The 15,120-nt window shown below is 51.5% G+C and carries 15 protein-coding genes; 13 read left to right on the forward strand and 2 right to left on the reverse strand.

Features of this window, described 5'->3' with window-relative positions:
- The first annotated feature begins 8 nt into the window (after positions 1-8).
- From hslU to FDX09_RS09045, 7 genes are all read left to right on the forward strand, one after another.
- A complete protein-coding gene (gene hslU / locus FDX09_RS09015; RefSeq protein WP_038636017.1) occupies positions 9-1,340 on the forward strand; it encodes an HslU--HslV peptidase ATPase subunit in 1,332 nt (443 codons plus the stop codon).
- A gap of 67 nt (positions 1,341-1,407) precedes the next feature.
- Complete coding sequence (menA, locus tag FDX09_RS09020) at positions 1,408-2,337, forward strand: 1,4-dihydroxy-2-naphthoate polyprenyltransferase (RefSeq protein ID WP_038636012.1); 930 nt, start codon at positions 1,408-1,410, stop codon at positions 2,335-2,337.
- A gap of 92 nt (positions 2,338-2,429) precedes the next feature.
- Positions 2,430-2,915: a ribonuclease E activity regulator RraA gene (gene rraA / locus FDX09_RS09025; protein ID WP_008787034.1), complete on the forward strand. Its 486-nt coding sequence runs from the start codon at positions 2,430-2,432 to the stop codon at positions 2,913-2,915.
- Positions 2,916-3,142: 227 nt separating this feature from the next.
- Positions 3,143-3,433 carry a UxaA family hydrolase gene (locus FDX09_RS09030; protein ID WP_038636007.1) on the forward strand — a complete coding sequence of 97 codons (291 nt, stop codon included), beginning with the start codon at positions 3,143-3,145 and terminating at the stop codon, positions 3,431-3,433.
- Between the two features lie 21 nt (positions 3,434-3,454).
- Positions 3,455-4,618, forward strand: a complete 1,164-nt coding sequence (locus FDX09_RS09035; protein WP_137347082.1) for a UxaA family hydrolase — start codon at positions 3,455-3,457, stop codon at positions 4,616-4,618.
- A gap of 86 nt (positions 4,619-4,704) precedes the next feature.
- Positions 4,705-5,664, forward strand: a complete 960-nt coding sequence (locus FDX09_RS09040) for a 2-keto-3-deoxygluconate permease (protein WP_038636001.1) — start codon at positions 4,705-4,707, stop codon at positions 5,662-5,664.
- 159 nt (positions 5,665-5,823) lie between these two features.
- A complete protein-coding gene (locus FDX09_RS09045; protein WP_137347083.1) occupies positions 5,824-7,755 on the forward strand; it encodes a sigma 54-interacting transcriptional regulator in 1,932 nt (643 codons plus the stop codon).
- Positions 7,756-7,961: 206 nt separating this feature from the next.
- Here FDX09_RS09045 and zapB read toward each other — a convergent pair whose 3' ends face one another.
- Positions 7,962-8,207 carry a septal ring assembly protein ZapB gene (gene zapB / locus FDX09_RS09050; protein ID WP_019077914.1) on the reverse strand — a complete coding sequence of 82 codons (246 nt, stop codon included), beginning with the start codon at positions 8,205-8,207 and terminating at the stop codon, positions 7,962-7,964.
- Positions 8,208-8,635: 428 nt separating this feature from the next.
- Here zapB and FDX09_RS09055 point away from each other — a divergent pair, with 428 nt between their 5' ends.
- From FDX09_RS09055 to fpr, 4 genes are all read left to right on the forward strand, one after another.
- A complete protein-coding gene (locus FDX09_RS09055; protein ID WP_038635996.1) occupies positions 8,636-9,481 on the forward strand; it encodes an MIP/aquaporin family protein in 846 nt (281 codons plus the stop codon).
- Between the two features lie 22 nt (positions 9,482-9,503).
- Positions 9,504-11,012: a glycerol kinase GlpK gene (gene glpK / locus FDX09_RS09060; protein ID WP_085049741.1), complete on the forward strand. Its 1,509-nt coding sequence runs from the start codon at positions 9,504-9,506 to the stop codon at positions 11,010-11,012.
- A gap of 140 nt (positions 11,013-11,152) precedes the next feature.
- Positions 11,153-12,163, forward strand: a complete 1,011-nt coding sequence (gene glpX, locus FDX09_RS09065) for a class II fructose-bisphosphatase (RefSeq protein WP_038635990.1) — start codon at positions 11,153-11,155, stop codon at positions 12,161-12,163.
- 95 nt (positions 12,164-12,258) lie between these two features.
- The gene (gene fpr / locus FDX09_RS09070) at positions 12,259-13,005 is read left to right on the forward strand and encodes a ferredoxin--NADP(+) reductase (RefSeq protein WP_038635988.1); all 747 of its coding nucleotides are present in this window, start codon (positions 12,259-12,261) and stop codon (positions 13,003-13,005) included.
- A 70-nt stretch (positions 13,006-13,075) separates the two neighbouring features.
- On the opposite strand, the gene FDX09_RS09075 is transcribed toward fpr, so the two are convergent.
- The gene (locus FDX09_RS09075; RefSeq protein WP_038635986.1) at positions 13,076-13,504 is read right to left on the reverse strand and encodes a DUF805 domain-containing protein; all 429 of its coding nucleotides are present in this window, start codon (positions 13,502-13,504) and stop codon (positions 13,076-13,078) included.
- Between the two features lie 100 nt (positions 13,505-13,604).
- Here FDX09_RS09075 and FDX09_RS09080 point away from each other — a divergent pair, with 100 nt between their 5' ends.
- Positions 13,605-14,201, forward strand: a complete 597-nt coding sequence (locus FDX09_RS09080) for a YiiQ family protein (protein ID WP_038635984.1) — start codon at positions 13,605-13,607, stop codon at positions 14,199-14,201.
- 111 nt (positions 14,202-14,312) lie between these two features.
- Positions 14,313-15,080, forward strand: coding sequence for a triose-phosphate isomerase (gene tpiA, locus FDX09_RS09085; protein ID WP_038635981.1), 768 nt, complete (start codon positions 14,313-14,315; stop codon positions 15,078-15,080).
- Positions 15,081-15,120 lie beyond the last annotated feature (40 nt).

Raw genomic sequence — 15,120 nt, forward strand, 5'->3', positions numbered from 1 at the left:
GATCCCCCATGTCTGAAATGACCCCACGCGAAATTGTCAGCGAACTGAACAAACACATCATCGGCCAGGATAACGCTAAGCGTTCTGTGGCGATTGCCCTGCGTAACCGCTGGCGCCGTATGCAGCTCAACGAAGAGCTGCGCCATGAAGTGACGCCGAAAAATATTCTGATGATTGGCCCGACCGGCGTCGGTAAAACCGAAATCGCCCGTCGCCTGGCAAAACTGGCCAACGCGCCGTTCATCAAGGTTGAAGCAACCAAATTCACCGAAGTTGGCTATGTTGGTAAGGAAGTTGACTCGATCATCCGCGATCTGACCGACGCAGCCATTAAGATGGTTCGCGTTCAGGCCATCGAGAAAAACCGCTTCCGCGCTGAAGAGATGGCGGAAGAGCGCATTCTCGACGTGCTGATCCCACCGGCTAAAAATAACTGGGGGCAGTCTGAGCAGCCGCAGGAACCTTCTGCCGCGCGTCAGGCGTTCCGTAAAAAACTGCGCGAAGGCCAGCTCGACGATAAAGAGATCGAAATCGATCTCGCCGCCGCACCGATGGGCGTTGAAATCATGGCGCCTCCGGGCATGGAAGAGATGACCAGCCAGTTACAGTCCATGTTCCAGAACCTGGGCGGTCAGAAGCAAAAACCGCGTAAGCTGAAAATCAAAGACGCGATGAAGCTGCTGATTGAAGAAGAAGCGGCCAAACTGGTGAACCCGGAAGAGCTGAAACAGGAAGCTATCGACGCCGTTGAGCAGCACGGGATCGTGTTTATCGACGAAATCGACAAAATCTGTAAGCGCGGCGAATCCTCTGGTCCGGACGTGTCCCGTGAAGGTGTACAGCGCGACCTGCTGCCGCTGGTTGAAGGCTGCACGGTCTCCACCAAGCACGGCATGGTGAAAACCGATCACATTCTGTTTATCGCTTCTGGCGCATTCCAGGTCGCGAAACCGTCGGACCTGATCCCGGAACTGCAGGGTCGTCTACCGATTCGCGTTGAACTACAGGCGCTGACCACCAGCGATTTTGAGCGTATCCTGACCGAACCGAATGCCTCCATCACCGTTCAGTACAAAGCGCTGATGGCGACCGAAGGTGTGGACATTAACTTCACCGAATCGGGCATTAAACGCATTGCCGAAGCGGCCTGGCAGGTTAACGAAACCACCGAAAACATCGGTGCGCGTCGTCTGCACACCGTTCTGGAACGTCTGATGGAAGATATTTCCTATGATGCGAGCGATTTGAACGGCCAAAGCATCACAATTGATGCCGATTATGTGAGCAAACATCTGGATGCGCTGGTCGCAGATGAAGATCTGAGCCGTTTTATCCTATAATCGCGTTCAATGCATTTTCATCACTGTTGATGGGGCTGATAAAGCCCCATTTTTATTGGCGCTAAATATGACTGAACAACAACAAATTAGCCGCTCACAAGCCTGGCTGGAAAGTTTACGACCTAAGACCTTACCGCTCGCCTTCGCGGCGATCATCGTCGGTACGGCATTAGCATGGTGGCAAGGATACTTCGATCCGCTGGTTGCTCTGCTGGCATTGATTACGGCGGGACTGCTGCAAATTCTGTCCAATCTCGCTAACGACTATGGCGATGCCGTCAAAGGCAGCGACAAGCCCGATCGCATTGGACCGCTGCGCGGGATGCAAAAAGGGGTTATCACCCAAGAGCAGATGAAGCGCGCGCTGATCGTCACCGTAGTGTTGATCTGTCTGTCTGGTCTGGCCCTGGTTGCCGTGGCCTGTCACACGCTGGCGGATTTTGTCGGTTTCCTGGTGCTCGGGGGCCTGTCGATTATCGCCGCGATCACTTACACCGTGGGTAATCGCCCTTACGGATATATCGGTCTGGGCGATATTTCCGTGCTGGTATTCTTCGGCTGGCTCAGCGTGATGGGAAGCTGGTATTTACAGGCCCATACGCTGATTCCGGCGCTGATTCTGCCTGCCACCGCCTGCGGCCTGCTGGCAACCGCTGTGCTCAACGTCAACAATCTGCGCGATATCAACAGCGACAGAGAGAATGGCAAGAACACGCTGGTCGTGCGTTTAGGCGCCGTCAATGCCCGCCGCTACCATGCCTGCCTGCTGATGGGTACGCTGGTCTGTCTGGCGCTGTTTAACCTGTTCTCGCTGCAAAGCCTGTGGGGATGGCTGTTTATTCTTGCCGCTCCGCTGCTTTTCAAACAGGCGCGTTACGTGATGCGTGAGATGAACCCTGAGGCAATGCGCCCGATGCTGGAACGCACCGTAAAAGCGGCACTATTAACTAACCTGCTGTTTGTCGTTGGAATTTTCTTAAGTCAGTGGTCTCTTTAACTGACAAATATCAATTAACAATTGATGATTTTGCCAACAGTACACATAGCGCGATATACTAAAAATTCTCGCAGCAACTAAACGTTAAGCCTATGAAATACGATACATCCGAGCTTTGTGACATCTATCAGGAAGATGTCAACGTCGTGGAACCGCTGTTCTCTAACTTTGGGGGACGGTCGTCGTTTGGCGGACAAATCATCACGGTAAAATGTTTCGAGGACAACGGGTTGCTGTACGATCTGCTCGAACAGAACGGCCGTGGTCGCATTCTGCTGGTCGATGGCGGCGGTTCTGTTCGCCGCGCGCTGGTCGATGCCGAACTGGCGCGGCTGGCCGTACAGAATGAATGGGAAGGTCTGGTCATCTACGGCTCAGTACGCCAGGTAGACGATCTGGAAGAACTGGATATCGGCATTCAGGCGATTGCCGCAATTCCGGTAGGCGCTTCAGGTGAAGGCATTGGGGAAAGCGATGTGCGCGTCAACTTTGGCGGCGTGACCTTCTTCTCCGGCGACCACCTGTACGCCGACAACACCGGGATAATCCTCTCCGAAGACCCGCTCGATATCGAGTGATCAAAAAGGCACCGCAAGGTGCCTTTTTTTATGCGTTTCCGTCGTACCCACCTTTTGCACGCCTTGCAACTGTAGCTATTTGCCGCAACTGATGAAGCTACTTACAGCGGCTCTATCTCCCCCTTCCCACTCTGCGTGTTATTTGTCTTAATAAACAACAAGTTAAAAACATGGCACGCCTTATGCTTTATACCACTGTATCCAATCAAAGCGTATAAGGATTTTTTATGAAGAAAAATGCAGTGGTTATTAACCCGCAAGATAGCGTTGCTACTGCTATCCAGCCCCTCAAGGCCGGAGACGTCGCCAACATGTTTGTTGGCAATGAAAATCTGACCATCACCTTACGGGATGACATCCCTTACGGTCATAAATTTGCCATTAAAGCCGTTGCGCTTCATGGCGAAGTTTACAAATACGGTGAATCCATTGGTCGGGCAACAAAGCCTATCCAGACCGGAGATTATGTTCATGTTCATAATGTTGAAAGTGAACGTGGCCGTGGGGATTGGAAATAAAGGCTGAAGGAACAAGTGAAAATGAAAAAAACAATCAAAGGTTATCGTCGTCCGGATGGCAGCGTGGGTATTCGCAACTACGTCTTAATTTTACCTACCAGCGTTTGCGCCAATAAAGTGGCCCAGGACATCTCCGCTCAGGTTCATGGCTCAACCTGGCTTAATAATGATTTTGGTTGCTGCCAGATTGCTGGTGATGCTGCATTAACCGAAAAAACACTGATCAACGTTGCCAGGAACGGCAACGTTGGCGCCATACTCGTTGTCGGATTGGGTTGTGAAGGCGCTGAACCTACTCACATTACGCAAGAAATCACGAAATTTGGTAAGCCGGTTTCCTGCATCACAATTCAGAATGAAGGGGGGACCTTGCAGTGTCAGGCGCGCGGAATTTCAATCGCACGTCAGTATGCGCAGGATTTGTCCCAGCAAGACTACGAAGAAATAAACGTCAGCGAGTTGATCCTCGGAATGGAATGCGGAGGTTCTGATACCACTTCTGGCCTCGCCTCCAACCCTGCCTGTGGTGTTGCATCTGATTTGTTAGTTAACGATGGTGGCACATCGATTCTTTCAGAAACCACCGAATTCATTGGCGCAGAACACGTTGTTGCTCGTCGGGCCATTAATTCACAAGTCGCAGACGATTTAATCAAGCTGGTTGTGGGGTGTGAAGAAAGAGCGAAAGCCCTGGGCGCAGATATCAGGGGCGGGCAACCGACGCCAGGTAATATCCAGGGCGGTATCACCACCATTGAGGAAAAATCTCTGGGCTGCATGCACAAAGCGGGTCATTCACCGCTACAGGGCGTCCTGCAATACGCAGATTTCCCTGGCGGTCGTGGACTATGGGTGATGGACTCCCCTGGACAAGATATCGAATCCATCTCCGGGATGGTGGCCGGCGGCGCACAAATTATTATCTTTACTACCGGGCGCGGAACCCCCACGGGAAACCCGATTGCGCCAGTGATCAAAATCACCGCCAACGAAGAAACATTTACCAAAATGCGCGACAACATTGATATTGATGTTTCATCGATTATGCGGGGAGAATCTTCTATTAATGAGATGGGCGAGGTGATTTATCAGGAAATCATTAAGGTTTCTAATGGTAAAACAACCAAAGCTGAAGATCTTGGGCATAAGGAATTCTCTATTTACAAGATCGCACCAACATTTTAAGACGATAGAAATATAACCCTATACGGTGGGAATAAATAACATATTCCCATCATTTATATCCGTTACGAAAACACGGAAGTCTCCTCATGAAAATAAAACAAACAATTGAGAAATTCCCAGGCGGGATGATGGTAATCCCGTTATTGATCGGAGCATTATTAAAGACATTTTGTCCTGGTGCTTTAGAAATAGGGAGCTTTTCGACGGCGGTAGCTCATGGCGCTCTCGCTATCCTGGGCGTATTTTTTGTCTGTATGGGCGCTGAAATCCGCCTACAGGCCGCGCCGGTCGCCCTGAAAAAAGGGTTCGCCATTATGCTGTCCAAGTTGGTTGTCGGGACAGCAATTGGCTTACTGGTCGCAAAGTTTTGCGGCGCCAACGGCTTCTTTGGTTTGTCTGCACTCGCCATTATCGCGGCGATGACCAATGCGAATATGGGCCTCTACGCTGCATTGACCAAACAGTTTGGCAATGAAACCGATGCGGGCGCTATCGCTGTGCTTTCCGTACTTGAAGGCCCCTTTCTGACGATGGTGGCGATGGGTGCCGCTGGGCTGGTGTCGATCCCAATAATGGAGCTGTTCGCCGTTGTTTTACCAATACTTATTGGTATGCTGCTCGGAAATCTGGATGAGGATATGCGTTCGTTCCTGAAAAGCGGCGGCGCGATGCTGATTCCCTTCTTCTCTTTTGGTCTGGGTACCGGAATTGATTTCAGCACCCTGCTGATGGCCGGATTCGCAGGGGTTATTCTGGGTCTCATGACCGCATTCATTGGCGCGCTGATTAATGTTGCCGTCTCCCGTTTTGTCGGAGGTTCAGGCATCGCCGGAGCGGCAGTCTCCACGACGGCCGGTAACGCCGTTGCGACCCCCGCAGCCATCGCCGCAGTTGACCCCAGCGTGTCAGCATTAATCGCCGTAGCGACGCCGCAGATTGCCGCCTCTACGATCGTCACCTCCTTAGTCGTACCGTTTATAACCGCCTGGGTTGCTCGCCGCGAACAAAGGAGAATCGCCCAACGCCAGCAGTTATCAAAAACATAAATTCCACAGAGTTGATCGAAAACAATTCCGCTGTTCACCATTTATGTGACAAAAAGATTGCAGAAACAGTAAGTCGTGAATGGATTACTGTTTCTACAATAATGCCGACAACTGTTTCCACCGTTATCGACTTCACATCATGATCATGCTGGATTCAACATGTTAAAATTACCTAATATTTACATCGTTTCTCCTTTACAAGCGCTCTCTCTCGAAGCTGAACGCCTGTCTATCCGATATAAGCACATCGCAAATATAACGATATTAAATGCCACCCTTGACGATGTTGATTCCGTGATCCCGATATTGCGCACGAACTCCCCTGATCTTGTGATTAGTCGCGGTGGCATGGCATGGATGCTTAAACAAAAAATACCGCAGCCTGTCATTGAAATAAAAACATCCGCCTATGATATTATCGATGCCCTCAGGCCATATCTTGGGCTCAATAAAAATATTGGGGTTATTGGGTTTCGCAGCGTTATCGACGGCTGTATGAAAATAGCCAGGATGCTTAATCTGCAACTCACTGAGTTTATCATTGACGAAATGGCCAACCCTTGCATTGAGAATGTCAGAAATGACTTTGTCAATTACACACAAAATAACCAGATAGATCTTATTATTGGCGATGCCATTTGCCCGCTTTATTTTGGCACACACAGCATGGAACATTTCATTCCTTTCCATTCAGGTGTCGAGTCCATAGAACTGGCATTACATGAGGCAATTCAGCTGTATCAGGCGCTCGCTAATGAGCGCATTGAGCAAAACCAGCTAAACCTGTTACTTGACCACACCAATAAATTCATTCTTCTCATTGATAATTGCGGTAAGGTCATTCACTGTAACCATAAAGCCGTCGAGCTTTTACAACTCAGTAAACATGATTTAATCAGTAAGAAAATACCTTCCTTAACGCTAAACTGGGAAGATCTGCAAAATAATATCCCGATAGAAAATGAGTTAATCAACACACCCTATGGCGAATTTGTGGTTAACCAGTTCCCCATTGTAGAAAACGAAAATCTCAACCGCGTGGTGATCACCCTCCAGACATCATCTAACTTACAGAATGCTGAGCAGAAGATAAGAATCAAAGAAGCGAAAAAGTTAGGATTTCACGCCAGGTATCACTTCGAAGATTTTATTACCTGCAACCGTGAAATGCAGGATCGCTTAAGGTTAGCCAGAATATATGCGGAAACCGAAGCAACAATACTGCTACTCGGTGAAAATGGTACCGGCAAAGAGGTTCTGGCGCAGAGCATTCATAACGCCAGTTCACATCGCAATGGGCCATTTGTTGCGGTTAACTGCGGCGCAATCCCCGCTTCAATTATGGAAAGCGAACTCTTTGGATATGTCGATGGCGCGTTTTCCGGTGCCTCTAAAAAAGGCCGCGCAGGGATGTTTGAACTGGCGCATAACGGCACCATCTTTCTTGATGAAATCAGCGAACTGGATAAGTTCTTACAAGCAAAACTCTTACGCATTCTGCAAGAGCGCCAACTGATGCGCCTGGGCGCAGATCACATGATTCCGGTTAACGTCCGCGTTATTGCGGCCACAAACCGAAACTTACCGGCAATGATTGCAGCCGGTGATTTTAGAGAAGACCTTTTTTATCGCTTGAATGTGCTCAAGGTCACCACATTACCGTTACGTGAACGCCCGGACGATATCCAACTTATTGGGCAAACAACTTTAGATGCGCTGAGAAAGTCCTATCAGCTGCCTCCCATTGCATTGAGCGAAAGTTTATGGAGTGAGCTGAAAAAATATTTATGGCCGGGTAACGTACGTCAGTTGAATAATATTATGGAGCGCCTGGCGTTATCGTTTTCATCCGGCGTGGTGTCTCTTTCTGCCGCCACGTTACTGATTGAGGATTTACAAGCCGATAAAGCGTCTTCCCCCCAACAACCTCGCCATCATTGCCCGGACTGCCAGTTGCTTGAAGGGCCGTATAAACGGATCCGTAGCCGTATTCTCAAAGGGGTGCTACTACGACAGCAAAACAACAAAAGCCGTGCAGCGAAGCAACTGGATATTGACCGTAGCTCGTTCACCCGTTGGCTTGGTGATTGATGGGAAAGCCCGCAAGCAAGGCCGTTATCAAAGATAAGTATTGCCGGATGTCGGCTTACACCTTATCCGGCCTACAAACTAAATCCTCTATAGATTTCGCGTCAGGGCAAGGCGGCAAGTAAGTGAATCCCCAGGAGCATAGGCCACTATGTGACTGGGGTGAACGCACGCAGCCAACGCCGCCATAACGTGAAATATGACGAGGATTAGACTTCTTCCATACGACCCAGCAGGGCATGCAGACGATCCTGCCAGCCGTTCTGCTGTTCTTTCAGATTGTTGTTCTCACGCTCCAGTTCTTCACGCTGCTGCTGTGCAGACTGAACTTCCTGCGACAGTGAGTTATTCTTTTCTTTCAGCTCTTCGATTTCCATCTGCAACAGCGTGATGGTATCAATCGCCTGCTGTACTTTTGCTTCCAGTTTCTCAAACACTTCTAATGACATCGTCATACCTCTCCTGAATTGCAAGGCGTTGATGGATAAAAATCCTCGTCCCGATAACCGGCGACGCCTTAATAAAAACGAGCGCACTCTACTTAACACCGATTGTATGAAGCCGCGTCATCCCTGTCCAGCGGCATCCCGCGCAGATTGCGGTTTGCAACACTTTTAGTCTTTCTCCTGGTGACATGACTGTCATAACGCTTAAGTGTTAAGAGATTGATCGGTGAAATGATTCAGCTCACACTATTTTTGTATAACAAATACCGCGCAATGGCGCGAAAACGCTCATTTTGTTGATGCAGTACACACATTTTAATTTCGATATTTCTCGTTTTTGAGCGTTAACGATAAATTAACAGTGTGCCTACCGGCTCCGGGGATGTCAGTGACCTTCTCGCACACAATAAACATTAAACTCTCTTCAGGATCCGATTATGAGTCAAACATCAACCTTAAAAGGCCAGTGCATTGCTGAATTCCTCGGTACCGGGTTGTTGATTTTCTTCGGTGTGGGCTGTGTCGCTGCACTCAAAGTGGCCGGGGCTACTTTTGGTCAGTGGGAAATCAGCATCATCTGGGGTCTGGGGGTAGCGATGGCTATCTATCTGACCGCAGGCGTTTCTGGCGCACACCTGAATCCAGCGGTCACCATCGCACTCTGGCTGTTTGCCTGTTTTGATAAACGCAAAGTCGTCCCTTTTATTATTTCGCAAATTGCCGGCGCCTTTTGCGCAGCGGCATTGGTTTACGGGCTTTATTACAATCTTTTCCTCGATTTCGAACAAACCAATCATATCGTGCGCGGCAGTACCGAGAGCCTGGGTCTGGCAGGTACTTTCTCCACCTATCCGAACCCGCATATCAATTTTGTGCAGGCCTTCGCGGTTGAAATGGTCATTACCGCTATTCTAATGGGGCTGATTCTGGCCCTGACCGACGATGGTAACGGTGTACCTCGTGGTCCGCTGGCGCCACTGCTGATCGGCTTACTGATTGCCGTTATTGGTGCTTCCATGGGTCCGCTAACAGGTTTTGCGATGAACCCGGCACGTGACTTCGGACCGAAACTGTTCGCCGGACTGGCCGGATGGGGTGAGATTGCCTTCACGGGTGGTCGTGATATCCCTTACTTCCTGGTGCCGGTGTTTGGCCCGATTACCGGCGCAATTTTGGGCGCATGGGCCTATCGCAAACTGATTGGTCGTCATTTACCGTGCGATGTCTGCGCGATTGAAGAGAAAGACGTTGCGGCCAACACTCAACAAAAAGCTTCGCAGTAATGTGACTACGGGACAAAAAATTATGACTGAAAAAAAATATATCGTTGCGCTCGACCAGGGCACCACCAGCTCCCGCGCGGTCGTAATGGACCACGATGCGAATATCGTTGCCGTTTCACAGCGCGAATTCGAGCAAATCTACCCGAAAGCAGGTTGGGTAGAACACGACCCAATGGAAATTTGGGCAACCCAAAGCTCCACGCTGGTTGAAGTGCTGGCGAAAGCCGATATCAGTTCCGATGAAATTGCCGCGATCGGTATTACCAACCAGCGTGAAACCACCATCGTCTGGGAACGTGAGACCGGTAAACCAATCTATAACGCCATTGTATGGCAGTGTCGTCGTACCGCGGATATCTGCGAGAAGCTCAAGCGCGACGGTATGGAAGAGTACATCCGCAATAACACCGGCCTGGTGATTGACCCGTACTTCTCCGGTACCAAAGTGAAGTGGATCCTCGACCACGTAGAAGGTTCGCGTGAGCGCGCTCGTCGCGGTGAACTGTTGTTCGGTACCGTAGACACCTGGCTTATCTGGAAAATGACGCAGGGACGCGTACACGTCACCGATTACACCAACGCCTCACGTACCATGCTGTTCAACATCCACTCCCTGGACTGGGACGACAAGATGTTGGATGCGCTGGATATTCCGCGCGCCATGCTGCCGGAAGTGCGTCGTTCTTCTGAAGTGTACGGCCAAACCAACATCGGTGGTAAGGGCGGCATTCGTATTCCTATCTCCGGTATCGCCGGTGACCAGCAGGCGGCGCTGTTCGGCCAGTTGTGCGTGAAAGAAGGGATGGCGAAAAACACTTACGGTACCGGCTGCTTCATGCTGATGAACACCGGCGAGAAAGCCGTTAAGTCCGAAAACGGGCTGCTGACCACCATCGCCTGCGGACCGACCGGGGAAGTGAACTACGCCCTGGAAGGCGCGGTGTTTATGGCGGGTGCCTCTATCCAGTGGCTGCGTGATGAAATGAAACTCATCAGCGATGCATTCGACTCTGAGTATTTCGCGACTAAAGTGAAAGACACCAACGGCGTGTACGTCGTTCCGGCATTCACCGGTCTGGGCGCACCGTACTGGGACCCGTATGCGCGTGGCGCCATCTTCGGTCTGACCCGTGGCGTAAACTCCAACCACATCATTCGCGCAACGCTTGAGTCTATCGCTTACCAGACCCGTGACGTACTGGAAGCGATGCAGGCTGACTCCGGCATTCGCTTGCACGCCCTGCGCGTCGATGGCGGGGCGGTAGCCAACAACTTCCTGATGCAGTTCCAGTCGGACATTCTCGGCACACGCGTTGAGCGCCCGGAAGTCCGCGAAGTCACTGCGCTGGGTGCGGCTTATCTGGCCGGTCTGGCGGTCGGCTTCTGGCAAAACCTGGATGAGCTGCAGGAAAAAGCGGTCATCGAGCGTGAATTCCGTCCTGGCATCGAAACCACCGAACGTAACTTCCGTTACAGCGGCTGGAAAAAAGCAGTCAAACGCGCCATGGCGTGGGAAGATCACGACGAGTAATACGTCATTGCCGGATGGCGACGCTAAGGTGTCTTATCCGGCAATATCTTCGTGCGGGGACAACCCCGCACACACATCAATAATCTCGCCCCCTCCCCTGTGCTACACTTCGCGCCATTCCTTTCAGCTACGAGTTTGCAATGAGACGAGAACTTGCCATTGAATTTTCACGCGTGACCGAAGCGGCCGCGCTGGCTGGCTATAAATGGCTGGGCCGCGGCGATAAAAATACCGCTGACGGCGCGGCGGTGAACGCCATGCGTATTATGCTCAACCAGGTCAACATCGACGGCACCATCGTGATTGGCGAAGGTGAAATCGATGAAGCGCCGATGCTGTTTATCGGTGAGAAAGTCGGTACGGGTCTTGGCGATGCGGTAGACATCGCAGTCGATCCTATCGAAGGCACGCGTATGACGGCAATGGGCCAGGCAAATGCGCTGGCGGTACTGGCCGTGGGCGATAAAGGCTGCTTCCTGAACGCGCCGGACATGTACATGGAAAAGCTGATTGTCGGCCCAGGCGCAAAAGGGTCCATTGACCTGAACCTGTCGCTGGAAGCCAACCTGCGTAACATTGCCGCCGCGCTGAACAAACCCCTGAGTGACCTGACCGTCACTATCCTGGCAAAACCTCGCCATGATGACGTTATTGCAGAGATGACGAAACTGGGCGTGCGCGTATTCGCTATTCCCGACGGCGACGTTGCGGCTTCAATTCTGACCTGCATGCCTGACAGCGAAGTTGACGTGCTGTACGGCATTGGCGGCGCACCGGAAGGTGTGGTCTCCGCCGCCGTTATCCGCGCGCTGGATGGCGATATGCAGGGCCGTCTCCTGGCGCGTCATGACGTCAAAGGCGACAGCGAAGAAAACCGCCGCATTGGCGAACAGGAACTGGCCCGCTGCACCGCGATGGGCATTGAAGCGGGCAAAGCGCTGCGTCTGGACGAAATGGCGCGCAGCGACAACGTCATTTTTTCTGCCACCGGCATCACCAAAGGCGATCTACTGGAAGGCATTAGCCGCAAAGGCAATATTGCGACCACCGAAACGCTGCTGATCCGCGGCAAATCGCGCACAATCCGCCGCATTCAGTCGATTCACTATCTCGATCGCAAAGATCCCGATGTGCAGGCGCACATCCTGTAATTGATTTGATCAATAGAGCCTTCCAGCCCATCCGGGCTGGAAATCTTTCGTCCAACGAACGAAGATAAGGCAATCAAAGCAGACAGGAGACAACCATGGCAGATTGGGTAACAGGCAAAGTCACAAAGGTGCAGAACTGGACCGATGCCTTATTTAGTTTGACCGTGCGAGCTCCGGTTCTTCCTTTTACTGCTGGCCAGTTTACCAAGCTTGGCCTGGAAATCGACGGCGAGCGCGTCCAGCGCGCCTATTCCTACGTGAATGCGCCCGACAATCCCGATTTAGAGTTTTATCTGGTGACGGTTCCCGACGGCAAACTCAGCCCTCGTTTGGCCGCGCTGAAGCCTGGCGATGACGTTCAGGTGGTCAGTGAAGCCGCTGGCTTCTTCGTGCTGGATGAGGTCCCCGATTGCGACACGCTGTGGATGCTGGCGACCGGCACGGCTATCGGCCCGTATTTGTCGATTTTGCAGTTAGGCAAAGATCTGGATCGCTTTAAAAATCTGGTGCTGGTCCACGCCGCGCGCTATGCCGCCGATTTAAGCTACCTGCCATTGATGCAGGCGCTGGAAAAACGCTACGAAGGTAAATTACGTATCCAGACCGTTGTTAGCCGTGAAACTGCGGCAAATTCGCTGACCGGACGAGTGCCGGCGCTGATTGAAAGCGGTGAGCTGGAAAAAGCGGTAGGTCTGCCAATGGATAAAGAAACCAGCCACGTAATGCTGTGTGGAAATCCACAAATGGTGCGCGACACGCAGCAACTGTTGAAAGAGACCCGGCAGATGACCAAACACCTGCGCCGTCGACCAGGCCATATGACCGCTGAACACTACTGGTAAGAACGTTTTACTGCCCGGTAAGCGCCCCGGGCATTTTACCGGATGGCGACGCTAACGCGTCTTATCCGGCCTACGAGTCAGCTCTGTACTTTACGTCCTGCGTATCTTTACCGTATTTATTTTCATCCTGGGTGCCGACAAACGCGCCCAGATCGATAAGCATGCCGACCAGAATCAGCGTCGGAAGAAAACGGCCTACCGCCCATTGCCAGACGCCAGGTAACATCGCCCAGTTTCCGGCCAGCAGCATCCACGCCAGAATCATCAGCAACGCCCACGCTCCTGAACGCCCTCGGTCATGCAGACGCTTTACCGTCACCGCCGCCGTCGGCCATAACAGACACACCAGACAAAATGCTGCGGTTTGAATATCGAGTAATTGCTTACTTGCCAGGGAGAACAACGCCAGCATACTGACGATCCACAGACCTATCCAAATCCAGAAATCACGGCGTCCAATACGCCCTTTAAATGAGAATAACCACTGCTGTATGGTCATGTAGGTTCCTTTATTATTACCTTCCAGGACAGTTTACCCTTTTGACAAGCCGGACGGTTACCGTTTTAATCGTGAGCAGTGAGAATGAAAGGTACAATTGATGAAGCAAGGATTTACACTGTTTTTATTACTGTTTTCAGCCTTAACCGTAAGTACTACAGCGCAGGCGGAAGAGCCATCGACGGCAATCACGGCCCCCTATTTGCTGGCGGGCGCGCCGACTTTTGATCTATCGATTAGCCAGTTTCGTGAAAACTTTAATACACAGAATCCAAAGCTTATCCTCAATGAATTCCGTGCCATCGACAGCAGCCGCGACCGGGCGAATCTCACCCGCGCCGCCAGCAAAATCAACGAAAATCTGTATGCGTCATCCGCGCTTGAACGCGGTACATTGAAAATCAAAAGTATGCAGATCACCTGGCTACCGATTCAGGGGCCTGAACAAAAGGCGGCGAAAGCGAAAGCGCTGGAATACATGACCGCCGTCATTCACACCGTCGCGCCGCTGCTGACAAAAGAACAAAGTCAGAAAAAGCTGCAAAAATTGCTCGCCGCCGGTAAAGGTAAGCACTATTACGCCGAAACAGAAGGCGCTATTCGCTATGTCATAGCAGATAACGGTGAAAAGGGGCTGACCTTCGCTGTTGAACCGATTAAGCTGGCACTATCAGAAAGTCTTGAGAAGGCGAATTGATGACAAAAAGCAAAGCCTTTCCGCAGACGAATCTCTATACTGTTTCACAGACCATGCTGCCCTGACGGGCGGCCATATTCCTTAATTCGCTGACAAGCGTGGAGAAATGAAATGCGACATCCTTTAGTGATGGGTAACTGGAAACTGAACGGCAGCCGCCATATGGTAAACGAACTGGTTGCTAATCTGCGTAAAGAACTGGCTGGCGTTGCTGGCTGTGCAGTAGCGATTGCTCCGCCGGAAATGTATATCGACCTGGCGAAACACGCCGCTGCCGGTAGCCACATCATCCTGGGCGCGCAGAACGTTGACCTGAATCTGTCTGGCGCATTCACCGGTGAAACAAGCGCTGAAATGCTGAAAGATATCGGCGCGCAGTACATCATTATCGGTCACTCTGAGCGCCGTACTTACCACAAAGAGTCTGACGAACTGATCGCGAAGAAATTTGCTGTGCTGAAAGAGCAGGGTCTGACTCCAGTTCTGTGCATCGGTGAAACCGAAGCAGAAAACGAAGCAGGCAAAACTGAAGAAGTCTGCGCACGTCAGATCGACGCCGTTCTGAAAACTCAGGGCGCTGCGGCATTCGAAGGCGTAGTTATCGCTTACGAACCAGTATGGGCTATCGGTACCGGTAAATCTGCAACTCCGGCTCAGGCTCAGGCTGTTCACAAATTCATCCGTGACCACATTGCTAAAGCTGACGCGAAAATCGCTGAACAGGTTATCATCCAGTACGGCGGTTCCGTAAACGCGGGCAACGCTGCTGAACTGTTCGCTCAGCCGGACATCGACGGCGCGCTGGTTGGCGGTGCTTCTCTGAAAGCAGACGCCTTCGCAGTCATCGTTAAAGCAGCAGAAGCCGCTAAACAGGCTTAAGTTGTATGGCGGGAGGAGCACTCCTCCCGTCGCATCAGGT

The organism is Citrobacter sp. wls717, from assembly GCF_005280955.1.
Taxonomy (GTDB): domain Bacteria; phylum Pseudomonadota; class Gammaproteobacteria; order Enterobacterales; family Enterobacteriaceae; genus Citrobacter; species Citrobacter werkmanii.